This is a genomic window from Candidatus Albibeggiatoa sp. nov. BB20, assembly GCA_016744725.1.
Lineage (GTDB): Bacteria > Pseudomonadota > Gammaproteobacteria > Beggiatoales > Beggiatoaceae > Albibeggiatoa.
In genome coordinates this window covers 1-24,122 of sequence record JADGDW010000057.1, presented here as the reverse complement: position 1 = coordinate 24,122, position 24,122 = coordinate 1, and the positions used below count along the sequence as shown (strand labels likewise).

22 protein-coding genes and 3 pseudogenes are annotated in these 24,122 nt (G+C 38.6%); 10 read left to right on the top strand and 15 right to left on the bottom strand.

What is annotated here, in order from left to right:
* Positions 1 to 55 precede the first annotated feature (55 nt).
* The gene (locus tag ABXH34_RS08395) at positions 56 to 331 is read right to left on the bottom strand and encodes a hypothetical protein (RefSeq protein ID WP_353571422.1); all 276 of its coding nucleotides are present in this window, start codon (positions 329 to 331) and stop codon (positions 56 to 58) included.
* 381 nt (positions 332 to 712) lie between these two features.
* Here ABXH34_RS08395 and ABXH34_RS08390 point away from each other — a divergent pair, with 381 nt between their 5' ends.
* Both ABXH34_RS08390 and gatB read left to right on the top strand, forming a co-directional pair.
* Entirely contained in the window at positions 713 to 904 is a 192-nt protein-coding gene (locus tag ABXH34_RS08390) for a hypothetical protein (RefSeq protein ID WP_353571421.1), read from the top strand.
* A 430-nt stretch (positions 905 to 1,334) separates the two neighbouring features.
* On the top strand, positions 1,335 to 2,771 hold the full coding sequence (gene gatB, locus ABXH34_RS08385) for an Asp-tRNA(Asn)/Glu-tRNA(Gln) amidotransferase subunit GatB (RefSeq protein WP_353571420.1): 1,437 nt from the start codon (positions 1,335 to 1,337) through the stop codon (positions 2,769 to 2,771).
* Between the two features lie 70 nt (positions 2,772 to 2,841).
* On the opposite strand, the gene ABXH34_RS08380 is transcribed toward gatB, so the two are convergent.
* Positions 2,842 to 3,333 (bottom strand): nuclear transport factor 2-like protein, encoded by a 492-nt coding sequence (locus tag ABXH34_RS08380; RefSeq protein ID WP_353571419.1) that lies wholly within the window; start codon positions 3,331 to 3,333, stop codon positions 2,842 to 2,844.
* Positions 3,334 to 3,404: 71 nt separating this feature from the next.
* Between ABXH34_RS08380 and ABXH34_RS08375 the strand changes: the two genes are divergently transcribed.
* From ABXH34_RS08375 to dapB, 3 genes are all read left to right on the top strand, one after another.
* Positions 3,405 to 3,857, top strand: coding sequence for a GNAT family N-acetyltransferase (locus ABXH34_RS08375; protein ID WP_353571418.1), 453 nt, complete (start codon positions 3,405 to 3,407; stop codon positions 3,855 to 3,857).
* Between the two features lie 137 nt (positions 3,858 to 3,994).
* The gene (gene fusA / locus ABXH34_RS08370; RefSeq protein WP_353571417.1) at positions 3,995 to 6,046 is read left to right on the top strand and encodes an elongation factor G; all 2,052 of its coding nucleotides are present in this window, start codon (positions 3,995 to 3,997) and stop codon (positions 6,044 to 6,046) included.
* A 133-nt stretch (positions 6,047 to 6,179) separates the two neighbouring features.
* Positions 6,180 to 6,983 carry a 4-hydroxy-tetrahydrodipicolinate reductase gene (dapB, locus tag ABXH34_RS08365; RefSeq protein ID WP_353571416.1) on the top strand — a complete coding sequence of 268 codons (804 nt, stop codon included), beginning with the start codon at positions 6,180 to 6,182 and terminating at the stop codon, positions 6,981 to 6,983.
* A 307-nt stretch (positions 6,984 to 7,290) separates the two neighbouring features.
* Here the strand turns inward: dapB and ABXH34_RS08360 are convergent, their stop codons facing one another.
* On the bottom strand, positions 7,291 to 8,526 hold the full coding sequence (locus tag ABXH34_RS08360; protein ID WP_353571415.1) for a DUF1015 domain-containing protein: 1,236 nt from the start codon (positions 8,524 to 8,526) through the stop codon (positions 7,291 to 7,293).
* 297 nt (positions 8,527 to 8,823) lie between these two features.
* Between ABXH34_RS08360 and ABXH34_RS08355 the strand changes: the two genes are divergently transcribed.
* A complete protein-coding gene (locus tag ABXH34_RS08355; RefSeq protein WP_353571414.1) occupies positions 8,824 to 9,162 on the top strand; it encodes a hypothetical protein in 339 nt (112 codons plus the stop codon).
* 46 nt (positions 9,163 to 9,208) lie between these two features.
* Here ABXH34_RS08355 and ABXH34_RS08350 read toward each other — a convergent pair whose 3' ends face one another.
* A complete protein-coding gene (locus ABXH34_RS08350; RefSeq protein WP_353571413.1) occupies positions 9,209 to 9,952 on the bottom strand; it encodes an SIR2 family NAD-dependent protein deacylase in 744 nt (247 codons plus the stop codon).
* A 229-nt stretch (positions 9,953 to 10,181) separates the two neighbouring features.
* Here ABXH34_RS08350 and ABXH34_RS08345 point away from each other — a divergent pair, with 229 nt between their 5' ends.
* Positions 10,182 to 10,361: a YgiQ N-terminal domain-containing protein gene (locus ABXH34_RS08345; protein WP_502710402.1), complete on the top strand. Its 180-nt coding sequence runs from the start codon at positions 10,182 to 10,184 to the stop codon at positions 10,359 to 10,361.
* A gap of 96 nt (positions 10,362 to 10,457) precedes the next feature.
* Positions 10,458 to 10,619 (top strand): annotated as a pseudogene (locus tag ABXH34_RS08340) (YgiQ N-terminal domain-containing protein); the annotation flags it as partial.
* On the opposite strand, the gene ABXH34_RS18735 reads toward ABXH34_RS08340, so the two are convergent.
* The 3 genes from ABXH34_RS18735 to ABXH34_RS08325 form a co-directional block, all read right to left on the bottom strand.
* Complete coding sequence (locus ABXH34_RS18735; protein ID WP_502710403.1) at positions 10,593 to 10,751, bottom strand: DUF5615 family PIN-like protein; 159 nt, start codon at positions 10,749 to 10,751, stop codon at positions 10,593 to 10,595. The pseudogene ABXH34_RS08340 and the gene ABXH34_RS18735 overlap by 27 nt on opposite strands.
* 125 nt (positions 10,752 to 10,876) lie before the next feature.
* Entirely contained in the window at positions 10,877 to 11,107 is a 231-nt protein-coding gene (locus ABXH34_RS08330; protein ID WP_353571412.1) for a DUF433 domain-containing protein, read from the bottom strand.
* Positions 11,108 to 11,193: 86 nt separating this feature from the next.
* Positions 11,194 to 14,514 (bottom strand): efflux RND transporter permease subunit, encoded by a 3,321-nt coding sequence (locus ABXH34_RS08325; RefSeq protein ID WP_353571411.1) that lies wholly within the window; start codon positions 14,512 to 14,514, stop codon positions 11,194 to 11,196.
* A 45-nt stretch (positions 14,515 to 14,559) separates the two neighbouring features.
* Here ABXH34_RS08325 and ABXH34_RS08320 point away from each other — a divergent pair, with 45 nt between their 5' ends.
* Complete coding sequence (locus ABXH34_RS08320; RefSeq protein WP_353571410.1) at positions 14,560 to 14,769, top strand: hypothetical protein; 210 nt, start codon at positions 14,560 to 14,562, stop codon at positions 14,767 to 14,769.
* Positions 14,770 to 14,787: 18 nt separating this feature from the next.
* Here ABXH34_RS08320 and ABXH34_RS08315 read toward each other — a convergent pair whose 3' ends face one another.
* From ABXH34_RS08315 to ABXH34_RS08300, 4 genes are all read right to left on the bottom strand, one after another.
* Positions 14,788 to 16,173 (bottom strand): efflux RND transporter periplasmic adaptor subunit, encoded by a 1,386-nt coding sequence (locus tag ABXH34_RS08315; protein WP_353571409.1) that lies wholly within the window; start codon positions 16,171 to 16,173, stop codon positions 14,788 to 14,790.
* An 83-nt stretch (positions 16,174 to 16,256) separates the two neighbouring features.
* Positions 16,257 to 16,586: a hypothetical protein gene (locus ABXH34_RS08310; RefSeq protein WP_353571408.1), complete on the bottom strand. Its 330-nt coding sequence runs from the start codon at positions 16,584 to 16,586 to the stop codon at positions 16,257 to 16,259.
* 582 nt (positions 16,587 to 17,168) lie between these two features.
* The gene (gene fxsT, locus ABXH34_RS08305; RefSeq protein WP_353571407.1) at positions 17,169 to 19,679 is read right to left on the bottom strand and encodes an FxSxx-COOH system tetratricopeptide repeat protein; all 2,511 of its coding nucleotides are present in this window, start codon (positions 19,677 to 19,679) and stop codon (positions 17,169 to 17,171) included.
* Between the two features lie 226 nt (positions 19,680 to 19,905).
* On the bottom strand, positions 19,906 to 21,258 hold the full coding sequence (locus tag ABXH34_RS08300) for a DegQ family serine endoprotease (RefSeq protein WP_353571406.1): 1,353 nt from the start codon (positions 21,256 to 21,258) through the stop codon (positions 19,906 to 19,908).
* Positions 21,259 to 21,451: 193 nt separating this feature from the next.
* Here ABXH34_RS08300 and ABXH34_RS08295 point away from each other — a divergent pair.
* Positions 21,452 to 22,020, top strand: a pseudogene (locus tag ABXH34_RS08295) (IS1 family transposase).
* Positions 22,021 to 22,059: 39 nt separating this feature from the next.
* On the opposite strand, the gene ABXH34_RS08290 reads toward ABXH34_RS08295, so the two are convergent.
* From ABXH34_RS08290 to ABXH34_RS08275, 4 genes and pseudogenes are all read right to left on the bottom strand, one after another.
* Positions 22,060 to 22,530, bottom strand: a complete 471-nt coding sequence (locus tag ABXH34_RS08290; RefSeq protein WP_353571405.1) for a DUF29 domain-containing protein — start codon at positions 22,528 to 22,530, stop codon at positions 22,060 to 22,062.
* A 241-nt stretch (positions 22,531 to 22,771) separates the two neighbouring features.
* Positions 22,772 to 23,080 carry a DUF3817 domain-containing protein gene (locus tag ABXH34_RS08285; protein ID WP_353571404.1) on the bottom strand — a complete coding sequence of 103 codons (309 nt, stop codon included), beginning with the start codon at positions 23,078 to 23,080 and terminating at the stop codon, positions 22,772 to 22,774.
* A gap of 223 nt (positions 23,081 to 23,303) precedes the next feature.
* Positions 23,304 to 23,573 carry a Txe/YoeB family addiction module toxin gene (locus ABXH34_RS08280; protein ID WP_353571403.1) on the bottom strand — a complete coding sequence of 90 codons (270 nt, stop codon included), beginning with the start codon at positions 23,571 to 23,573 and terminating at the stop codon, positions 23,304 to 23,306.
* Positions 23,574 to 23,982: 409 nt separating this feature from the next.
* A pseudogene (locus ABXH34_RS08275) lies at positions 23,983 to 24,122 on the bottom strand (IS200/IS605 family transposase); the annotation flags it as partial.

The following is a 24,122-nucleotide window of genomic DNA, read 5'->3' as shown; positions in this document are numbered from 1 at the left end:
GCCCTTTATCCAATGGATTTAGGACAGCAATATCTAAATGATGTGCTCGCGCTATTTATGCTTGATTCAGCGTGATAGATTGTGGATAAGCGGTTAAGGTTTTATCGCCAACAACATAATCTTTACGCTCATCACTGGCAGGTTGAATCAGAAAATCTGATTCTTGATAAATCACATTGAGCATGGATAAAATTTGCTTTAATTCTGCTTGTGGGTATTTGTCTGTCAACCACAACATTAAATCAGTAATTGGGGCAGCCAATTTCACTTCTTGAATTAAATGCAATCCCATTACAGTCATATTATCTATAGTGATGTCTTCAATTGACATTAAAGCCTCCTCATCCTTGTGGTAAAAAATCTGTTCTATATTGAAAATATCAATCAGACAGTAAAAATAAGCTTTTTGCTAAAATACAAAACAAATTACTACGTTTCACAATTATGTCGCAAATAACAAAACATAATACAGTTTATAAATCACAGAGTGCCAATCATGAAATTGCAACAACGCTTATTATTTTTTGTTTCCGCATTGTTACTATTTGTTTTAGTGCCAACTATTTTTGGATTATAGTCAATTTTGGTTTGTATGTTAGGACTGGCAGTCCTTTTATACTTTAAATATCAATCACTTTTAAAATCAAGGACTGCCAGTCCTGTATCACTTTAAAATAAAACGACTATAACTTGGCTAGCACGTCAATCATTATTGGAGCATGGTACTGAATCAGCGACTCAAATTGCACAAATGTTGGCACATAGTATTGCACATCTTAAGAAAATTGTACCTAAAGTAGAACAGCATATTTCAGGGCAAATGATTATTCAAGCCACCATTGCATCTTATTACGTTGCAGCAACTGAAAATCATGGTTGCCCTAATTTAGTTACCCATGGATAAAGTTTGGAAGGCATTGAATAAAGAATGGGAGCTATAGTGATTTTCCTTCTAAAGGTGTTACATAAGAATTTATCTTTGTAGGACTGTAGCCATTTAAAATTAACATCTGTGACAATTTACAATGAATCTACTATATAGTCAAAAAGAGTGCTCAATATTCAGCAAATCAGATTCGTCAACCCATTATCAGCGATGTTTTACAGCATATTGGTCAGCAGAAAATTTATGATGATATTACCTTGCTGGTTTTAAAACGCGAACCGAATGTAGATAATCTCAACAAACAGCCTTAAAAAATAGTAAACTACAGTCAGACATCATCGATCATTCTAAAAATAATTCACTTTATATCCAAATGGATTTGCAAGTGAGATAAAATTAATAATCGAGAATGGATAATCAAAAATTATTTAATGAGGATAAGATTAATATGACATGGGAAACAGTCATTGGTTTAGAAATTCATGCGCAATTAGCGACTAAAAGTAAAATCTTCTCTGGCGCATCAACCGCTTATGGCGCACCACCTAATACACAAGCTTGTGCTGTTGATTTAGGTTTACCAGGTGTTTTACCCGTTTTGAATAAAGAGGCGGTACGCATGGCCGCTAAATTGGGTTTAGCCATTGGTGCGAAAGTAGCCAATCGCTCAGTTTTTGCGCGTAAAAATTACTTTTATCCTGACTTACCCAAAGGCTATCAAATCAGTCAGTTTGAATTACCGATTGTTGAGAAAGGTCAAATTCAAATCGAATTAGATGATGAAGAAAAAACCATTGGCATTACCCGTGCGCATTTGGAAGAAGATGCAGGCAAGTCATTGCACGAAGATTTCCAAGGATTAAGCGGCATTGACTTAAATCGTGCAGGTACACCGTTGATTGAAATCGTTTCAGAACCTGATATGCGATCGGCAAAAGAAGCGATTGCGTATATGAAAAAAATCCATTCATTGGTACGTTATTTAGAAATTTGTGACGGCAATATGCAAGAAGGCTCATTCCGTTGTGATGCAAACGTATCCATACGTCGTAAAGGGGCTGAACAGTTTGGTACGCGTGCTGAATTGAAAAACTTGAATTCATTCCGCTTTGTGGAACGCGCGATTAATTATGAAGTGGAACGCCAAATTGATATTTTAGAAGCAGGCGGCAAAGTGAAACAGGAAACCCGTTTGTATGATGCGGAGAAAAATGAAACCCGTTCCATGCGTTCTAAAGAAGAAGCAAATGACTATCGTTATTTCCCAGACCCTGATTTATTGCCAGTAGTCATTGAACCTGAGTTTTTAGAGCAAGTTAAGGCCACATTGCCTGAATTACCTGATGCTAAAAAACACCGTTTCATGAAAGAATATGACATTTCTTTATATGATGCCAGCGTGTTAACCGCCCATCGTGAATTGGCTAATTATTTTGAAGAAGTGGTTAAAATCTCAGGTAGCGAACCAAAATTATGTGTTAACTGGGTGATGGGTGATTTATCAGGTTTCTTGAATAAAAATAACTTGGACATTACACAATCACCTGTCAGCAGTGAGCAACTCGCAGGCATGTTAGCGCGAATTAGTGACAAAACCATTTCGGGTAAAATTGCCAAACAAGTGTTTGAGGATATTTGGAGTGGTGAAGGTACAGCCGATGAAATCATTGATAAGAAGGGCTTGAAACAAGTTACTGACTCAGGCTTGATTGAGAAATTGGTCAATGATGCAGTTGATAATAATCTGCAGCAAGTTGAACAGTACAAAGCGGGTAAAGATAAATTATTTGGATTCTTCGTCGGTCAAGTGATGAAAGTATCTAAAGGTAAAGCAAATCCTGCTCAAGTAAATGAATTATTGAAGAAAAAATTGGCGGACAGTTAATTTTTATCTACGGCTACGTACTTACCTGCGTAGCCACATTTTCATGTGATTTGATGAATCAACTTGAAAATCATGGTTTTGCCAAACCTGCTTTAATTAATAGCATTTCAGCACTGTCATTCCAGACTTCTATCATAGTTATTTTACCGTCAACAATCTCGAATCGATCAATAAAACGATCGCCTTCAAAATCAGTTCCATCCAGCCATTTACCATACAAAGTACCGATACAGTACACAATTAATCTATCAGCCTCATAAGTCATATCCCAGCGTGTAATGTCCTTTTTCACTGATTTGTAGCGAGTTGCATTGAATTTACCAACATCCGTAGGTCTTTCAAATACACGAGGGCCTGTAAAGATAATTTTCGCATCATCTGCAAGATAGAGAGCCGTGGTTTCAGCATCTTTTGCCATCGCCGCTAAAAGGAATTTTTCAATAATATTGACGATTTGTTGTGCATTTTGGCCTTCAGGCACTTGTCCTGAAATGGTTGCTTCTGCAAAGACTGGCTTTGCCATCATGGCCAATAACAATACCAACCCATAATATTTTTTCATAAAATAACATCCTTTCTTAGTGATATAAGCAAAATGATAAAAATAGTATAATAAACGAAACATGAGAGATCATGTTAATTCTCCACCAACCAAATTATAAAACGATGAAAATAACGATTTATCAAACAGATTTCAAAACGGATTTTATTGCTATCGAATTAATTCGAGACACAGTATTTATACAAGAACAAAATATACCCGTAGAAATGGAATGGGATGAGTTTGATCAGCAAGCGATACATATTATTGCACAAGTGCAAGGACAAACCGTAGGCACAGCACGACTATTAGATAATGGATCAATTGGTCGAGTTGCGGTGCTGAAACCATGGCGTAAAAAGGGTGTTGGTTATAAAATGATGCGCTATTTAATGGATTTGGCAAAACACCAAAAACATGCCAGCATACATTTACATGCACAAGTCGTTGCCTTAGAGTTTTACCAAAAGCTTGGCTTTGTCACCGTTGGCGATATATTTGATGAAGCAGGGATTCCACATCAAACTGCTTTTTGTCATTTTTAGTTAAAACATAGTGTTAACCCAATAATATCCGAACAAACAAAATAGCAATTAAAAATACGATTCTGCCACTTGCCTTTTAACCTAAACTATTTCATGCTGTGAAGCTCAAGTATGTAATGACCAAAGGACGGTTTATAATGACAACAAGCTACACAACTTCCGATATTCATAATATAGCCTTGGTCGGTCAAAATGGCTCAGGTAAAACAACATTAGCAGAAACCTTACTGACTCAAGCAGGCATTATCAGCCATACGGGTACAGTAGAAAATGGCAATACTTGTAGTGATTACGATAATTTAGAAAAAAACCACCAACATTCTTTAAGCGCATCAATCCTCAGTTTCAACCACGATAATAAACACTTCAACCTCATTGATACACCGGGGATGCCCGACTTTATTGGTCATGCAATGAGCGTATTCCCTGCGGTTGAAACCATTGCCACCGTGATTAATGCCCAATCGGGGATTGAAATGGTGACTCAACGTTTATTTCAGAAAGCGGAGAAACGTAATTTATGCCGCATGATTATTATTAACAAAATTGATGTCCCTGATTTAGATTTACCACAATTGATTACAGATATTAAACAGACTTTTGGCAATCAATGCTTATTAATGAATTTACCTGCTGAAAATGGCACAAAAGTAGTCGATTGCTTTTTTAATCCTGCGGGTGACTCTGATTTTGACTCAGTTGAAGAAGCCCACACCCGTATTATTGACCAAGTGGTTGAGGTGGATGAAACCTTGATGGATATATATTTAGAACAAGGTCAAGAATTAAAACCAGAACAATTACATGATCCATTTGAAAAAGCATTACGTGAAGGACATTTAGTCCCAATTTGCTTTGTTTCGGCGCGTACTGGTGCAGGTATTCCAGAGTTGATGACTATTTTTGATCGTTTATTACCTAATCCACTGGAAGGCAATCCACGTCCATTCCTGATTGGCGAAGGTGATGCAGAACAACCATTTTTAGCTGAAGCGGATATGGAAAAGCATTCTGTTGCCCATGTGTTCAAAGTTGCCGCTGATCCTTATGTTGGTAAACTCAGCGTATTCCGTATACACCAAGGGATTGTAAGAAAAGACAATCAGTTGTTTATCGGTGATGGACGCAAGCCGTTTAAAGTCTCACATTTATTTCAGTTACAAGGTAAAAAACAGATTGAAGTTGATTGTGCGATTCCTGGTGATATTTGTGCGGTGGCAAAAGTGGATTCAATTCACCATGATGCCGTGTTACATGATTCACATGATGAGGATTACATTCACTTAAAGCCGTTGAAATTCCCAGAGCCAATGTTTGGCCGTGCAATTGTGATTAAGCGTCAAGGTGATGAGCAAAAAGTACATAGTGCGTTACAAAGATTGGAAGAAGAAGACCCGTGTTTGCATTTAGAGCATCACGCCAGTTTAAATGAAACCGTGTTATTTGGTTTGGGTGAATTACATTTACGGATTGCTTTGGAAAAATTGCAAGCATATTATAATGTTGAAGTGGATACCAAGCTACCTAAAATTCCTTATCATGAAACCATCGCGCAAGCAGCCGAAGGCCATTATCGACATAAAAAACAAAGTGGCGGTGCGGGACAATTTGGTGAAGTATTCTTGCGGATTCGACCTTTAGAACGTGGTGCGGGATTTAAGTTTGTGGATAAAGTGGTGGGTGGCGTGATTCCCGGCCAATTCATCCCAGCAGTTGAAAAAGGGGTTCGCCAAGTTTTAGATGCTGGTGCGATTGCGGGTTATCCTCTTCAAGATATTGAAGTCACGGTTTATGACGGCAAACATCACCCTGTAGATTCTAAAGAAATTGCGTTTTCATCCGCAGGTAAAAAGGCCTTTCTAAACGCGATAGAACAAGCTAAGCCACAGATTTTAGAACCGATGATGCAAATGCAAATTATTGCGCCAGAAGAAAGTATGGGCGGTATTACAGGTGATTTAGCTGCTAAACGTGGACGGATTTTAGGTACAGATGTACGTTCAGGTCATCAAATTCAAATCGAGGCAAGTTGCCCTTTAAGCGAATTAGAAAATTATCAGACTGAATTGAAATCGATGACGGGTGGTGAGGGCATTTTCACCATGGAACTGAGTGGTTATGAACCTGTAGCCGCACATATTCAGCAACAACTTGCAGCCGCTTTTAAACCAGTGGAACATGATGATTGATTTTTAACAAATCAAATCATAACGTTCTCGTTTCTTGTTCCTACGCGCTGCGTAGGAATGCAGTCCAGACGCGCTGCGTCAAATAAAAAATTTTCAAAAATAATAAATTCAGAATTGAGCAAGGATTTGAAATATGGTTAAAATTGCGATTGCAGGTGCAGCAGGACGTATGGGACGTGCTTTAACAGAAGCGTGTGGTGATGCGGAAAATGCAGTTTTAAGTGTTGGAGTAGAGCACTCTCAAAGCAGCATGCTAGGTTTAGATGCGGGTGAAATTGCAGGCTTAGGCAAAGTCAATGTATCTGTTGTGGCTGACTTAAAAGCAGTTGCTCAGGATTTTGACGTATTAATTGATTTCACTCGTCCCGAAGCCACTTTAGCCAATTTAGAAGTGTGTCGCGCAGCGAAAAAACGGATTGTGATTGGAACAACAGGTTTTAGTGATGAGCAAAAACAGCAAATTTCTGATGCTGCTCAGGAAATTGGGGTGGTATTTGCGCCCAATATGAGTGTCGGCGTTAATCTCACCTTTAAATTACTTGAAGTCGCGGCCAAAGTGTTGCAAGACAGTGTCGACATTGAAATTATTGAAGCCCATCACCGCCACAAAGTGGATGCGCCATCAGGTACAGCATTGCGTATGGGTGAAGTGATTGCCGAGACATTAGGGCGCGATTTGAAACAATGTGCGGTCTATGGACGTGAAGGCAATACAGGTGAACGCGACCGTTTAACCATTGGTTTTGAAACGATTCGAGCAGGTGATATTGTCGGTGAACATACAGCGATGTTTGCAGATGTGGGCGAGCGGATTGAAATCACTCATAAAGCTTCCAGTCGTATGACTTTTGCAAAAGGGGCTGTTCGTGCTGCCCAATGGTTGATGCAACATGAATCAGGTTTGTTTGATATGCAAGATGTTTTAGAGTTGCGTTAAGCTTTATCAAAATATACTGAACTCCGTCTAAAAATGAACTTTATTAGGGTGGAATAGCGCAGCGTTTTCCACCAAAGATGTTGGGCATTGAAAAGGTGGAATATGATACGTGATAATGAGTTCATACTTGATTAATATTCGGGGCGCATCTATTCCACCCTACATAAATATTTCATACAAACGATTGATTTATATTGACAAAAACTAACCAGCATGAATAGCAGCTTAAAAGTTCAAATTATAACAGTGTAGAGTATAATAGGATTGCCAACCCTTCAAGGATTGGCAATCCTAAAATAATTAAAACTTATAAAAGGTGAGAAACCAAGCCATCCGCTAATTTAGGTTCAAACCAAGTCGATTTAGGTGGCATTACTTGTTCAGCATCAGCAACCGCCATCAAGGCATCTAAACTGGTCGGGAATAAGGCAAAAGCCGCTTTCATTTCACCGCTATTCACTCGTTTTTCTAACTCCTGCAAACCCCGAATACCACCAACAAAATCAATTCGCTTATCACGGCGTGGATCAGTAATATTCAAAACAGGCGCGATCAAATTATCAGCAAGCAAGCTTACATCCAAACTTTTGACAGGATCATTCGGGATATTATCCACAGCAATCGAAAGCTTATACCATTGATTCCCTAAATACATACCGAATTCAGCCGCTTGTTGAGGCTTGTAAGCACTCTCCATTTTTTCAACTTTAAAACCCTGTTCTACTTGAGCTAAAAATTCAGCTTCATTTAAACCATTCAAATCAGTAACAACGCGATTGTAATCTAAAATTTGCATTTGATTATCTGGGAAAATCACGGTCAAGAAATAATTATAAGCTTCATCACCCGTATGGCTTGGATTTTCTGCATGACGCTTTGCTGCAACACGAGAGGCCGCCGCTGAACGATGATGACCATCTGCAATATATAAATTATCCATTGCATCAAATGTTTGAGTAATCATTTTAATATTTTCTGGATTATCCACAACCCATAAACTGTGTTGAACGCCATCTTGTGCCGTCACATCAACCGTTGGCTCAGCTTGAGTTAACTCAGTGACAAGTGAATCAATATCAGCATGATGTTTATAAGTTAAAAATACAGGTCCTGTTTGCGCATTCAAGGCATCAATTTGACGCACGCGATCATCTTCTTTATCTGGGCGGGTAAATTCATGTTTACGAATTCGGTTAGTATCATAATCAGGGACGCTGGCCGCCGCAACCAAACCGATTTGTTGATGCGAACCCATGATTAAACGATATAAATAATAATAAGGTATCGGGTCTTGCTGTAAAACACCTTCCGCAATTTGATGCTGTAAATTTTCTGAACCCTTAGCATAAACGGCTGGATCATAAGGGCTAATATCTGAAGCCAAATCAATTTCAGGCTTTGAAATATGCAAAAAGCTCCAAGGTCGATCTTTAGCTTGTTCACGCGCTTCTTGAGTATTAAGCACATCATAAGGAGGGGCTGTGACTTCGGCTGCACGTTCTGGTAACGGACGCAACCCAGCAAAAGGACGAATCAACGACATAGTATTTCCTCAGTTCTTGGTGGCTTTTGGGCGATGATTATCACTTATCACTTAAAGATGGTCAACTTTTTACCAGCAACTTAAACCAGCCGCATTTTTGATTAACCACCTTGAACTTATTTCAATGCCAAAAAATAGATTTCTAAGGTCTTTTATTTCTCAAATTTAAAGCTTTCTAAGCGTCTAAAGCGCACCAAATCTCAGTCTTGCTGTATAATTAAAATTCTATAATTAATTCTTATAACACGAGGGAAAGGGCTACATAACGATAATTTTTTTGACATTGGGAGAATAACTATGGGTTATAGTGATTTATTAAAACGGCTAGATTCTTTAGAACAAGAGCAAGAAACTCAAGAAAAAGAAGTTCATACGCTCACTAAAGAAATGAAGCCACTAGGTGTTGATGTTCACAATTATGTAGAAGATATCGATGTACCTAAAAAAGCAGTTAAAGGATACGTTATTGTGCTTGATTTTGGCCAAGGATCACCTGTCAGTGAATGGTCAGATGAAACCAATGGCTGGCGTACTAAAGGACTTGGTAGCCGTTATCCAGGAGCTTCACAGGCAAAACAGCGTTTTCATGAGTTGAAAACCAAGTGGCCTGAATATCCGTTGCGTTTGAGTCGTTAGTTTGGGCTGTGGTATGACCTGTTCCACACAACGTGATGTATTATTGTTAAGCAGTCAATTGTTGTATTAAGGTAGGTAATATTTGACCTGCTTGACCTAGTATTGAGTATGTTACTTGCTCGGTTAGTGGTGTTGGGTTAGGATTAATTTCGACTACTGTTGCACCGTATTGTAGTGCTGTGAATGGGATTGATGCTGCAGGTTGCACCAAACTGGATGTACCAATACTGAATAAAACATCGCATTGTTTAGCGGCTGAGAATGCACTGGAAATTGCGTCAACGGGCAATGCTTCGCCAAACCAAACAATATCAGGGCGTAAGTTATCACCACACAAAGGGCATTGTGGCGGTGAGCCGTCTAGCTGTTGCCAATTTTCGACAATATTTTGTTGGCTTGCACATTTAATCCGATGGATATTGCCATGTAATTCAATGACATTTTCGCTACCCGCTTGTTGATGTAAGCCGTCTACGTTTTGGGTAATTAAGGTAAATTGCGGCATTTTTTTAGCTAAATCAATCAGTGCAAAATGGCCTAAATTAGGTTTAACTGCATTAATCATTTCTCTACGCCACGCATACCAATCCCAAACTAACCTTGGATCACGTTGAAAAGCCTCTGGGGTTGCGAGTTCAACAGGATCATATTTTGCCCACAAACCTATTTGAGCATCCCTAAAGGTTGGCACACCGCTTTCAGCTGAAATACCTGCTCCTGTAAAAACCACAATATGTTTAGCTTGTTTTATTGTCTCGATCAGTTCAAATGGAATCGTATTTGATGACATAAGCTAATTCCTTCAATTAAATAAATTATGAGGTGATTTTAAACAATATCTAAATCTCATGTCGTGCAATACCTTACAAAATAAAGATTTTTTAGTTAGAAACCATTCAAATTCTAATCTAAAAATAATAAAAATCTTTAATTAACAACATCTTACAAGGTAAAATTTATTTTTAAGATTGGCGACACAATTTATTAAATGCCTAATTAAATAACGCTTAATTATCAATATGAATCAAATCCCCGAATCCATTTTTTCTTATCATCCCTATTGGGCAAAACATTTTGGCACTGCACCTGTTTTACCCATGAGTCGGGTGGAAATGGATGAACTTGAATGGGATAGCTGCGATGAGATTTTAGTCACGGGCGATGCCTATGTCGATCATCCTATAGTCGTTTTATTTTAAAGTGATATAGGACTGGCAGTCCTCAATTTTAAAAGTGATTGATATTTAAAGTATAAAAGGACTACCAGTCCTAACACATAAACCAGAATTGACTATAGTTTTGGCATGGCGTTGATCGGACGGCTGTTAGAATCGCAAGGATTTCGAGTCGGGATTATCGCGCAACCCGATTGGCTCAGTGCCGCTGCATTTAAAATCTTAGGGAAACCCAATTTATTTTGGGGCGTGACTTCAGGCAATATGGATTCCATGGTCAATCATTAACTCTGCATTCTTAATATTTCCTGTTGAAATGAGTAAAAGTTTATAAAGTTCATGTTTGAGCCAAAAACTATCAACAAAGTCAGCATTTTTAGTCATCACTATCCATTGCTCTTTCATAGATAATATTAATATTTCATTACCTTATGTTCTATTTTTCTGTGGTAAATCCAAAGTGTGTTTAGCCTGAACACCTGCTTTTTCCAAACCATAAGCAAACCGACGTGGTAGCTGAGCATCTATTAAAAACTTCATCATGCTGCAAACTCATCAGTTTTCTTAGTTTTTATCACTTGTGTAGCGTAATGCAAACAGGCAAGAATATCCTCATGCTCTAAATCTTCATAGTCTGCCAAAATCTCCTCATGACTCATACCAACACTCATTAATTCAAGTATCATTTCAACAGGATAGCGCAAACCACGAATGCAAAGCTTACCATGACAAATGTTTGAATTAATTGTAATACGTTTTAATAAATCCATACCATATTGCTCTTGTTAAGATCATGTTTTTTATTTTACTCCGCTCCCGCTATTTGTGGAAACGGAGTATAAATAGTCTCTTTAAATTACTTTTTCAGTCCTTTCTGCTTCCACAATAAATAAACCGCAGGCACAACAAACAACGACAACAACGGTGCGGTAATCATTCCCCCAACCATTGGCGCAGCAATCCGTTGCATCACCTCTGAACCTGTGCCATGCCCTTGCATAATTGGAATTAAACCTGCAATAATCACCGCCACCGTCATCGCTTTCGGACGTACTCGCATCACCGCACCGTCCATAATTGCCGCACGTAACTGTTTTCGATTATTCAACTGCTGCGTCTTTTTAGCCGCTTTCAAGGCATTATCCAAATATACCAACATCACCACGCCAAATTCCGCCGCCACGCCCGCCAAGGCAATAAAACCCACTGCCACCGCCACCGACAAATTAAAATCCAATAAAAACAACAACCAAAAGCCCCCCACCAACGCAAAAGGCAAGGTCGCCATCACAATCAGAGCCTCGGTCATATTGGAAAATGTCAGATATAACAACAACAAAATAATCACCAAAGTGAACGGCACAACCTGATTGAGTTTCTCTTGAGCGCGTAACATATACTCATATTGCCCCGACCATGTAATCGAATAACCTGCTGGTAAATCAACCTGTTGCTGTACAATCTGCTGCGCCTGTTTGATATATGTACCTAAATCCACCCCTCGAATATCAACAAATGTCCAACCATTGAGCCGCGCATTTTCACTTTTTAACATCGGTGCGCCATCAACAATTTTAACTGTTGCCACTTGGTTCAAGGTAATATGTGCGCCTGTTGGGGTGATAATGGGTAATAATTTGATTTTTTCTACATTATCCCGAATTTCTCTCGGAAAACGTAAATTAACAGGATAACGTTCTAAACCTTCCACCGTCTCAGTAATATTCGCCCCGCCCATTGCAGAACTGACCAATAAATTAACATCAGAGATATTTAAGCCAAATCTTGCCATTTGCTCCCGATTAGGCACGATTTCCACATAACGACCACCCGTAACCCGTTCAGAATACGCCGAAATTGTGCCATCAATCGTCATCAAAACTTGCTCAATTTGTTGTCCCACCTCTTCAATGATTTTCAAATCTTCACCCGCGACTTTAATCCCCACAGGCGTTTTAATCCCTGTCGCCAACATATCAATACGGGTTTTAATCGGCATCACCCAAGCATTGGTTAATCCAGGGAATTTCACTGTTGCATCAAGCTCCTCAATCAACTTGTCAATGGTCATGCCTTCACGCCATTCGGATTGTGGTTTGAGTTGAATCAAGGTCTCAATCATGGTCAGCGGCGCGGGGTCAGTTGCTGTGTCTGCACGCCCAACTTTACCAAAAACCCGTTCAACTTCAGGAAAAGTAGCAATAAGACGATCAGTTTGCTGCAATAACTGTTGTGCTTTGCCGATAGACACCCCCGGTAAGGTGGTTGGCATATACATTAAATCACCTTCGTATAATTCAGGCATAAACTCTGTGCCTAAACCTGATGCCATTTTTTTCAATAACGGAATATCTACAAAAGTGGTTTTCCAATATCGTGTTAAATCTGCTTGCCATTCAGTTAATTGCTCAACACTTTGTTGTCGATAAGTTTCAATTTCTGCCCATTGTTTGGTAATCGGTTCAACTGCTTGTAAAGGTAATTTTACAGGTGTGAGTAAACCGCCAATCCCTTGCAATGGTATGAATAGCGTTAACATGATTAAAAAGGCAATGAAAACGGTCGTTCTAGGCATAAATAAAACTAAAGTTAATAAAGGTTTATAAATAAATATTAAAATCAAACTGATAGGATTTTGCTTTTCACTAGGAATCCAACCACGAATAAAATAGCCCATTAACACGGGTACAAGCGTGACAGATAAGCCTGCGGCGGCTGCCATTGCATAGGTTTTGGTATAAGCTAAAGGTGAAAACAAACGTCCTTCTTGTGCTTCTAATGAAAAAACTGGGATAAAGCTTAAAGTGATAATTAACAATGAGAAAAATAATGCAGGCCCAACTTCGGTTGCAGCATCTGCGATTAATTGCCAATGTTGTTCAGAACTGAGTTTTTTACCTTTATTATCATGCTTCCAATGTTCAATGTGTTTATGTGCATTTTCTATCATTACAATCGCTGCATCCACCATCGCACCAATCGCAATCGCAATACCACCCAATGACATGATATTGGCGTTAATCCCTTGAGATTGCATAATAATAAACGCAATTAAAATCCCAATTGGCAAGGTAATAATCGCCACCAAAGCAGAACGCAAGTGAAATAGAAAAATCAAACAAACTAACGCGACAACAATGAATTCTTCTTGCAATTTATGCTTTAAATTATCCACTGCACTTAAAATTAGGGTGGAACGGTCATAAGTTTCAATTATCTCTACACCTTTAGGTAAACCTGCTTGCAATTGCTGCAATTTCTCCTTCACTTTAGCAATCACTGACAGCGCATTTTCACCGTAACGCATCACGATAATCCCGCCTGTGATTTCGCCTTCACCATCCAAATCCGCCACCGCGCGACGCATTTCACCACCAAGTTGCACCGTGGCAATATCTCGAATCAACAACGGCGTACCACTGGGATTAATCGCAACGGGAATGGTTTCTATCTGTTTGATATTAGACAAATAACCTTTGGTACGAATCATATATTCGGCTTCTGCTAATTCAATCACTGAACCGCTGACTTCTTGATTTGCGTTTTGAACCGCTTGTTTGACTTGGGCTAAATGAATCCCGTAAGTTCTTAATTTATCAGGGTCTACGATAATTTGATATTGCTTGACCATACCGCCCACAGTAGCGACTTCTGCCACGCCTTCAACGGTTTGCAATTCATATTTTAAGAACCAGTCTTGCAAGCTGCGTAATTGAGCTAAGTCATGTTGATTGGTTTTGTCCACCAGCGCGTAGGAATACACCCAGCCCACGCCTGTTGCATCGGGCCCTAAACGGGGTTGTACGCCTGCGGGTAAATCAGCGGCGGCTTGGTTGAGGTATTCTAAAACCCGTGATCGCGCCCAGTATAAATCTGTCCCATCTTCAAAAATGACGTACACATAAGAGTCACCGAAAAATGAGTAACCGCGCACCACTTTGGCTTTGGGGACGGATAACATGGTGGTGGTAATCGGATAAGTCACTTGATCTTCAACCACTTGTGGCGATTGTCCCGCGTAAGACGTTTTGATAATCACTTGCACATCGGATAGGTCTGGAATCGCGTCGAGCGGGGTGTTTTTCAGTGCATTCCAACCGAGTACAGTGAGCATGATGGTTGCCATCAACACTAAAAATCGATTATAAATTGACCACTGGATGAGTTTGGCTAACATGCTACACTCTCCTTATGTGTGATTGTTTTTAAGAGGTTGTTGATTATGCTTTCAATTACTTTAGAAGAGTTGGAACGCTCAGTTCCTTGGCTTGTAGAACAAATCAAGCTGGGTAATACAATATCTATTCTTGATGAAAACAACCAAGAAATCGCAGTAGTAACTCCCACTAAAAACTTGAATCTTTTAGATGAAAACAATCGAGAAGTTGCCGTAATTACACCTACTAAAAATCCAAATATTTCAGGTGAATAAAAAAATAATCGAAAATAATTAATGATGTGCATGACTGTCTCCTTGCTTTTCAGCATCACCCATTCGCATAAAACTGGCTTGCAAATTGGCTTCAGAATCAATCAAAAACTGTCCAGACATTACAATTTTATCGCCTGCTTTCAGACCTGATAAAATCTCGACTTCATCTTTATTGCGCATTCCTGTTTTAACATCAACCGATTTAAATTTCCCATCGCCTAAGGCTAAAACCACCGCTTCACGTTCACCCGTAACAATCAAAGCTTGTCGATCAATTTTCAAAATATTGGGTTTCGCGCCGCCATAAATCACTGCTTGAGCAAACATATTAGGTTTTAAAACCAATCCCTTATTTTTAAAGGCTAAACGGACTTGCAAGGTACGAGTTTGCGGATTTAATTCAGGATAAATATAATCAATTTTGCCTTCCCATTTTTGATTTGGTAGCGCAGGAATGGTAATTTTTGCGTCTAAGCCTTTTTTTATCCAATCAAGCTGATATTCATAAACATCAACAATAACCCAAACTGTTGATAAATCTGTAATCGTAAGCAGTTCTGTACTCGGCGTGATATACATGCCTTCACGAATATTGAGCTTGGTCACAATCCCAGATTGAGGAGAAAGCATCGCGGTGTTATTTTCAGATTTCAGGTTTTTGGCAATTCGACTGATGGTTGGTTCAGGCACATCTAACAGGCGTAGGCGATTTTTTGCTAAATCACGCTGTTGTTTATTGCTCAAACCTGAGAGCCTTTGATTTAAACGCAGTGCAACGATCAAATCTTGTTGAGCTTCTAAAATCTCGGGAGAATAAAAACGTAATAAAATATTGCCTTTTTTAATCGGGTCGCCTTCTCGCCGAATATTGAGCTTTTCCACCCAACCAGTGGCACGCGGATGCACATGAATTAATTTATCTTCGTTATAAGCCACATGCCCAACGGTTTTGATAAATTTCCACATCCGACCTTTTTTCACTTTGGCAGTCCGTACCCCCATATTTTGCATAACAGCAGGACTAATGGTGATTGTTGGTAAACCTGTTTGTTGTGGTTCAATCTGTTTTTCAACTAAATTCATGCCGCAAATCGGACAAGTACCTTCTTCATCTCGCACAATCTGCGGGTGCATAGGGCAGACAAATTTAGATTGGGATTTTGTTGGGCTTAAGTTTAGATTGGATACGGGTTGGACTTTCTTTTTAACTAAATTCATGCCGCAAATCGGGCAAGTGCCTTCTTCGTCTCGCACGATATGCGGGTGCATGGGACAAACATAAGTCTCTGATATTTCTGATTGCATTGCATGGTTATGACCTGCATGAGGGTCGTTTTCTTGAGTCGATTGCTCATTACTGCACGCGGCGAGTAATAGCAGCAGACAAAGCGTGAGAATACGCATAAAAATCTCCTGAGTATAAAAATAGATAATGTAAAGGGCAGAATAAATTCCGCACTCCTGTTTTTATTACTTTTTAATTTGGCTCAGAATTTTTGCGGGGGACGTAATAAGGTTTGAGGAAAAAATTGATAGAAATGGGCGGGATTGAAGCTGTTCAATGTGTGAGATAAGGCAATGCTTAAGGTTTTGGTAAAATCGGAAGAGAAGTTAAAACTAACTACTTGGCATAGTTCGCAATTAAAACAATGTTGACAGAAATTGTCTTGTTGCTGTGGATTGGTTTGAGTTTGATGACAGGCAGGTTGTTCAATTTGAGTTTGTAAATGTTCACACGATGCAAGCCCTACATATACAACTAATTGCTGTGCATGAAGTGCAATGATAATAAAAAGTACAGCGATCGTGCGTGTCATGGTTTTATTGTAGCATATTCTGTACGGCAGAGATTTCAGTTATCTGACTCCCAATTCCCTGATTCCCAAATTCTATTTGGGAGTCAGGAAAGAGAAAAAATATCAGAATCAAGATTCTCAAGATTTAAGGATTAGCAGGATTTAATCTTGGAAATTCTTTAATCCTGTCAATCCTGATTCAGACAACATCTTGTCCATCCTTCAATCCGTTGCATCTTGTTTAAAAATATCGGAATCAAGATTCTCAAGATTTAAGGATTAGCAGGATTTAATCTTGGAAATTCTTTAATCCTGTCAATCCTGATTCAGACAACATCTTGTCCATCCTTTAATCCGTTGCATCGTGTTTAAAAATATCAGAATCAAGATTCTCAAGATTTAAGGATTAGCGGGATTTAATCTTGGAAATTCTTTAATCCTGTCAATCCTGATTCAGACAACATCTTGTCCATCCTTTAATCCGTTGCATCCTGTTTAAAAATATCAGAATCAAGATTCTCAAGATTTAAGGATTAGCGGGATTTAATCTTGGAAATTCTTTAATCCTGTCTATCCTGATTCAGACAACATCCTGTCCATCCTTTAATCCGTTGCATCCTGTTCAAAAGCCCTCAAACAACCTTCATAATTACTTTTGCACATTTTTACATGAGGATGATTTTCATCAAAAACCGCTTGTAAAATCGCTAAACTGCGCTCATACAACGGCAACGCTTGCTCATACTTGCCTTGATTGTCATAAAGTCCCGCCAAATTGTTGAGACTGGTTGCAACGTCAGGATGGTGTTCACCTAACACTTTTTCCCTAATCGCTAAACTGCGCTCATACAACGGCAACGCTTGCTCATACTTGCCTTGATCTTCATAAAGTGCCGCCAAATTGTTGAGACTGCTTGCAACATCAGGATGGTGTTCACCTAACACTTTTTCCCAAATCGCTAAACTGCGCTCATACAACGGCAACGCTTGCTCATACTTGCCTTGAGTTTTATAAAGTAAAGCCAAATTGTTGAGACTGGTTGCAACGTTAGGATGGTGTTCACCTAACACTTTTTCCATAATCGCTAAACTGTGCTCAAACAACGGTAACGCTTCCTTATACTTGCCTTGTTTGTAATAAAGTGTCGCCAAATTGTTGAGACTTTGTGCAACTAATGGATGGTGTTCACCTAACACTTTTTCCAAAATCGCTAAACTGCGCTCATACAACGGCAACGCTTGCTCATACTTGCCTTGATTGGAATAAAGTAAAGCCAAATTGTTGAGACTGGTTGCAACGTCAGGATGGTGTTCACCTAACACTTTTTCCCAAATCGCTAAACTGTGCTCAAACAACGGCAACGCTTGCTCATACTTGCCTTGATTTCTGTACAGTTCCGCCAAATTATTGAGACTTTGTGCCACGTCTGGATGGTGTTCACCTAACACTTTTTCCCAAATCGCTAAACTGCGCTCATACAACGGCAACGCTTGGCTGTAATTGGCTTTGACTTCATCTAAATAAAAAGCTAATTGATTTAACAATGAACCCGATGCTTCAATCTCAAGTTGTAATTGGTTTATCCAATATGAGATTTTTAAACTTGAGGCTAATAAACGTTCTGGTTTTGACCACGTATCAAGATTATGTTTATCATAATGAAAAACCGCAGCCAACAAACGCACAGCGCGTAACCCATAGTCTTGTTGCTGCTCTGGGGTTAAATCAGCACGAATATCGTCTTGTACCAAACGGTGCATACTGAGCATGTTATTTGTCGCATCGCGTTGTAATAAAGAAAATTGCTGAATACTGCTCAAAATGTCATTAAATCTTAAACTATCATAACCAACTAACTGAATTAACTTGCGTTCATCCGTCCAAGCTAATTTAAATCTGCCAAATAAACGATTACGCCATTTTTGCCAAAATTTAAGTGCTCGATAATCTTCTGCCAAATATTCAATTCCTTGTAAAAAAATCTCTTCTGGAATCTCATCCGCATCCAAAAACGCACACACTCTTAACAACTCAATCGTGGCTGGATTTTCTTTTGCCAATTTTTGATAAGACAATTTCCACGTTATTGCAACAGGTTCAAGATGGTCATGCTCAGTGACTTTGCCCCGTTTTTTCATGAGCTTATAACCGTCAGTTTTATAAAGCTGCACATAATTTGCGATTCCACCCTGATCTGCTGTCTGCTGAATATACGCACACGCCTGACTCAATGCCAATGGCAAACCATCCAACAATTTTGCTAACTCTCGTGCTGCATTTTTATCCACCTCAGCAATATTGCGTAACGATGACTTTTGCAAAACCTGCCGTAAAATCATATTTTGACTGTCTGCAACCGACATCTTTTCCAATGCAATACTTTTGACCCTATCGTCAAGTACTTTGGCGCGACTGGTTAACAATATCTGTCCCCGCATCGAATCCGCTAAAATGGCTCGCCAACTCACCTCAGGTTCTACATTATCCACAATCAACAACCAATTGCGATGCTGTGATAACCAACGCTGTACCAACGCAAACTGTTTATCCAACTCAATCACAGGTTCATCAGTCAAACGCTGCGCTAACTGAGCAAAATGACTGATTAAATTCTGCTGCGTATCCGCCACAACCCAAAACACCGCCTCATAATCCTGCTCATGCAAATACGCAAAATGTGCCGCCGTATGACTTTTCCCCATACCACCCAAACCCACTAACGCAACAGGCTGTTTTAACAACTCAGTTTTAATCTGTTCTAATATTTTCTGACGACCCGTGAAATACGAGTTTTTAGGAATAGGAATTGAAAAAGGTAATTTATGGGTAATTGGAATATTCTGTATAGATGCTTGAGCGGCTTCAATATTTTGATTTACATCAGAACCTGTATTTACATTGGCATTTTCGACACCGCCACCAACACCAACAACACTAATATTGATAGGCGGCAGCACTGGTTTTGACTCAGAATGTTGAGTTAATGAAGGTTGAGAACTTTGTTTAAACATATACCTGCTGACATAAAACGCAATAAATGCAAAAATGCCACTACTAATAACACCTGCAATGATGCTGTCCAAATTAGTATTAAACCATTGCCAATAATCCATTTCGCCATCCATTTAATCCACGCATCACAATAGATTAACATATTTTATGTTTTTTTTTGAAAGGCAAAACTATGAGCTAAATTATTGCTTTTTAGCTTTAAGAGACAGCTTAAATCGGACTCAACCAAAAAAATCAAGCTTAATTCAATCCAATAAAATCAAATACTTAAAACTGGCAAAATATATCCAATACGTTACCAGTTTTCAAATTGCTTAATTGAGTCAATTAGCGGAATACAAAAGAAATAATATCATCATCACGACGGATTTTAATTGCATACGGTGAATTTCTACGGCTAAGACCTTGAGCTAAATCATCAACTTCTGTTAATGGACGGCGGTTTAATGCCAGCACCACATCGCCTTTACGCAAACCAATTTGCCATGCAACACTGTCTCGCTCAACAGTTTTAACCTCAATCATACCGCGTCTATCGGTTAAAATTGTCCCTTCCAAATAACGATTTAACCGACCGCCATCAATCCCCGATATGCTAGCAACTGTATTTGGATCTTCAATAATCGCATATAAATGCAAAATACGTCCTTTGCGCAAAATCGTGACCCGAACCCGATCGCCAACCCGCAATAAACCAATATGATTACGTGCATCATCAGAATCTTCAACCGATTTACGATCAATTAAAGTAATCACATCACCTTTACGCAGACCCGCTTTGTTAGCAGGCGAACCGCTGACGACTTCAACCACTAAAGCCCCTCTAATATGTTGAATGCCAAAGGCTTCAGCTAAATCAGCGGTCATATCTTGTAAATGTACGCCTAAAATCCCGCGTTTGACTTCTCCATATTTAGATAAATGTTGCACAATCCGATTAACCATATTCATAGGAATCGCAAACCCAATACCGACATTACCCCCATTTGGAGCTAAAATCGCGGTGTTGATGCCGACTAATTCACCCCGTAAATTGACCAATGCACCGCCTGAATTACCGGGATTAATTGACGCATCAGTTTGAATAAAATCTTCATAACCCTCAATCCCCAAACCAGAACGACCTAACGCGCTGACAATACCTGATGTCACGGTTTGACCTAAGCCAAATGGATTACCAATAGCCACCACAAAATCACCAACCCGTAATTGATCTGAATTTGCACTAGATATATCGGTTAAATTATCGGCTGCGACTTTTAACAAGGCCACATCTGTTTCAGGGTCTGTGCCCACCAATTCAGCATTTAAGCTGCGACCATCGCGCAATGTTACGGTAATTTCGTCTGCCTTATCAATTACATGATGATTAGTAATCACATAACCTCTTTTGGCATCAACCACCACACCAGAACCTAAACTTTGATTTTCTTTGTTTTCAGGTTCATTGGGCAAATTAAAGAAATAACGGAAAAAAGGATCATTTAATAAAGGATTATCTTGTGCTCGTTGCCATTGACGGGTTGAAATATTCACAACAGCCGGAGTAACGTTATCCAGCATCGGGGCTAAAGTTGGCAATGGTTTATCATCTACCATAAACGGTAATGCAGCTTGAGTCACAGGATGCAAACTGAGCATCAAAGCCAGCATCCACAATGCAATGATATGTTTATACATATTAACTCCCTTTCTGGACTTGGTAATCTTAAAACGGCTAATTTAAATTAGCATGATAGGATTATAGAACTTTCATGAATGATTTTGAGTATTTTCTTATTTGGTAGCTATATAGATTGTAGTGCCTATGATTAAAAAACAATTAGGTATTGAAAAAATGAATTGTCCAGGAGGTGCTTAAGAAAAACTAAAACTGAATGGAAATGTAAGGGGGAATAAGAAAGCGCAATGCAAAGAATGTAAGTATCAATTTGTATTGAAAAGATCAGATTATCTTATAGAACAAAGAGAGTTAAAAACTATAGAAGCAATAGATACTTTGCTATTGGAGAAGGATGAGCCTAGCAAAAATGGCGAAAGTAACAAGTGGTTACAGGATTACGTGAATAATAAATTAAGAAAGATAGTCATACAGGCCGATGAATTATGGTCTTATGTTGGAAAAAACAAAATAAGGTTTAGATATGGCTCGCATTAGATAATCAAACCCATGAAATAGTAGGTTATTATGTGGGAGACTGAGGTGAAAATGGAGCAAGGGGCTTGTGGAATTTTCTACCTCCTAAATATCGCCAATGTGCCACTATCTATACTGATTTTTGGAAAGCCTATCAACCTCTAAATGCCATACAGAGTGTTGGTCATCTTGCCCGAAAAAACATTTCCTTCTCTAAATCTGTTGAAAATCATATTGGAGCTGTTTGGTATTTTATTCATCATTACAACCAAAAATTTCATACCTTCCCTCAAATCAATAATTAACTACATTATAACACTACTTTTTACAGGATTACCTATACTTTAAATGTGTTCTGGATAAAAATTATCATCAAATAATTGCTTAATTGTATATGGACATTGGATTGGAAAAGTAGACTCAGGTAGTTGAGTTTCTTTCACTGCAATCTCAACCGCATCTTCATAGACTTCTGCGATCACTTCGTCCAAATCAGATTTTAATCCCGGTGATTTGCGTAAACGCTTAGCCAGTCGCGCCCGTTGTTCAACAATGCTGGAACGCCAGCTATCTTCCTTAAGTCCCTGCCAACGTTCAGATAGTTGTTGATATTGAAATTGCCATTTTAATAGGTGAGCCATGAGTATCACTAAACGGTTTTCTAATTCATTGCGTTCACTTGCACCCATACTTTCCAATTCCTCCAGCAAATGCTCAATATCTAGCTCTGAAAAACGTCCTGCTTTGAGTAATTCCGCTGATTGTTTTGCCAATTCTGTATAATTTTTTTGATAAAGTGCGTGTAATTCTGTCATTTTAAATTCCGTCGTAATGTTCACCAATCACATAAATATAAATTCAAGTATTAAGTTGGTTTTTCAATGCTTTAGGCTGTTTAACTTAACAAGTTCCAATATTTTGACTGTGCTTAATAAATTTTTTATCAAATGGTAACTAGGGATGAAGCATGTTGGCTTTTTGCAAGATGCAATGCGTCTGGAGAATCCAAATCTTGTTCTGCCCAATGTAAGAGTATTTTCTAATTGATTGAAGAAATCATAAATTTGCAGAAACATCAACAGGCTCTAGCTGTTGCATATCATCCTGTTTTCTTAAATACATTTCGACTAGAATGAAAGCAAATGGAATCAGAGAAGCTAAAAACAACCCGCTCCAGACCAAAATAGACCAGCTTTTTTTATTTGAAACCAGCAGAGAAAGCATGAGATAAAACATAAATAAAACACCGTGCAACATCCCCAGTGGAGATACATAGTCACGACTGATTAAGCCAAATGTGACGCTCAAAATGACCAAATACGATAAACCTTCCAAAATACTGATCGTACGAAATGCTTTTAACATAATGACCTCTAAGAAGCTATTTGATATTGTTCTAAAAATGTGTAGTTAAGATTTTTTGTGTTTTTTGAATATGAATAGGTTCAGACCAGATAATTTGCTCTGTTTGGTCAATCATTGCTTCTATTATTTGTAACATCTTTATTGCCTTCAGACATTAAAAAAGCTCAGCTATTAACAGCAAATTTCATAACTGCAAGATATTATGACGCTGCTCAAAAAAAGATTAATTATCATAATGCTCATCAATCGCATAAATACAAACCTGAGTTTCGCCAAAACTATAAACTAGCCTATCTTTTCCTGATAAACGACGTGAATATTTACCACTCAACTCATGTTTTAAAGGCTCTGGCTTTCCTAAGTCTTGTGTTAAATCATCATTACGCTGCATTTCTGTCAGAATATCACGTAACTTTTTGTGTAATTTCTTATCGCGCTCTCGTAATGCTTCATAACTTTCCCAAGCCTTTTGGCAGAAAACAATATCACGCATAATTACTCATCTAAGTTGAGTTGGTTTTCTGATGGTTTTATCCATTGCTCAGGATTTTGCTCTGCTGCGTGAATTTGTGCCATGAGACTTGGATTATTAAGTATATATTGTGTTTCAGATAAAGGTTCTTTTTATTTAAAATTTATGAATTCAATAAATTGCAAAACTTCTTGAGCGTTGTCTGGTGATAATTGTAAAGATTGTTGATAAATCTGTTCTGCATAAGTATTCATGGTACACATCCATAAATTGAATTAAAGAAGATAGTGACGATAATTTGGTAGTCCTAGACAAGTAGTGATATATTGATATTATATTTTAAATCACTAAACAACCACCCGCTAAAGACTGGTGGGTTTGGCGGCTGAAAGCTGGGATACAGGAACCAAGCTCTGTTGTTATTAAAGAATTAGTCTTCTGTTCTGAAATTGCCATTTTGATTAGGATCGAAGTGATGTTCTAAATAGTTTTTTACTATCTCATTCGTTAATTCTCCTAATAGTTTTCTTGCTGAACGTCCTTTTATTCTTCTCATTATTTCACTTGGAG

Excerpts from the sequence above, each read along its gene's own strand:
- ABXH34_RS08285 (WP_353571404.1), bottom strand. The coding sequence starts at position 23,080 with ATGTTAAAAGCATTTCGTACGATCAGTATTTTGGAAGGTTTATCGTAT.
- ABXH34_RS08380 (WP_353571419.1), bottom strand. The coding sequence starts at position 3,333 with ATGAAAAAATATTATGGGTTGGTATTGTTATTGGCCATGATGGCAAAG.
- gatB (WP_353571420.1), top strand. The coding sequence starts at position 1,335 with ATGACATGGGAAACAGTCATTGGTTTAGAAATTCATGCGCAATTAGCG.
- ABXH34_RS08395 (WP_353571422.1), bottom strand. The coding sequence starts at position 331 with ATGTCAATTGAAGACATCACTATAGATAATATGACTGTAATGGGATTG.
- ABXH34_RS08350 (WP_353571413.1), bottom strand. The coding sequence starts at position 9,952 with ATGTCATCAAATACGATTCCATTTGAACTGATCGAGACAATAAAACAA.
- dapB (WP_353571416.1), top strand. The coding sequence starts at position 6,180 with ATGGTTAAAATTGCGATTGCAGGTGCAGCAGGACGTATGGGACGTGCT.
- ABXH34_RS08300 (WP_353571406.1), bottom strand. The coding sequence starts at position 21,258 with ATGTATAAACATATCATTGCATTGTGGATGCTGGCTTTGATGCTCAGT.
- ABXH34_RS08345 (WP_502710402.1), top strand. The coding sequence starts at position 10,182 with ATGAATCAAATCCCCGAATCCATTTTTTCTTATCATCCCTATTGGGCA.
- ABXH34_RS08375 (WP_353571418.1), top strand. The coding sequence starts at position 3,405 with ATGTTAATTCTCCACCAACCAAATTATAAAACGATGAAAATAACGATT.
- ABXH34_RS08355 (WP_353571414.1), top strand. The coding sequence starts at position 8,824 with ATGGGTTATAGTGATTTATTAAAACGGCTAGATTCTTTAGAACAAGAG.
- ABXH34_RS08290 (WP_353571405.1), bottom strand. The coding sequence starts at position 22,530 with ATGACAGAATTACACGCACTTTATCAAAAAAATTATACAGAATTGGCA.
- ABXH34_RS08310 (WP_353571408.1), bottom strand. The coding sequence starts at position 16,586 with ATGACACGCACGATCGCTGTACTTTTTATTATCATTGCACTTCATGCA.
- ABXH34_RS08320 (WP_353571410.1), top strand. The coding sequence starts at position 14,560 with ATGCTTTCAATTACTTTAGAAGAGTTGGAACGCTCAGTTCCTTGGCTT.
- fusA (WP_353571417.1), top strand. The coding sequence starts at position 3,995 with ATGACAACAAGCTACACAACTTCCGATATTCATAATATAGCCTTGGTC.
- ABXH34_RS08330 (WP_353571412.1), bottom strand. The coding sequence starts at position 11,107 with ATGGATTTATTAAAACGTATTACAATTAATTCAAACATTTGTCATGGT.
- fxsT (WP_353571407.1), bottom strand. The coding sequence starts at position 19,679 with ATGGATTATTGGCAATGGTTTAATACTAATTTGGACAGCATCATTGCA.
- ABXH34_RS08325 (WP_353571411.1), bottom strand. The coding sequence starts at position 14,514 with ATGTTAGCCAAACTCATCCAGTGGTCAATTTATAATCGATTTTTAGTG.
- ABXH34_RS08315 (WP_353571409.1), bottom strand. The coding sequence starts at position 16,173 with ATGCGTATTCTCACGCTTTGTCTGCTGCTATTACTCGCCGCGTGCAGT.
- ABXH34_RS08280 (WP_353571403.1), bottom strand. The coding sequence starts at position 23,573 with ATGCGTGATATTGTTTTCTGCCAAAAGGCTTGGGAAAGTTATGAAGCA.
- ABXH34_RS08360 (WP_353571415.1), bottom strand. The coding sequence starts at position 8,526 with ATGTCGTTGATTCGTCCTTTTGCTGGGTTGCGTCCGTTACCAGAACGT.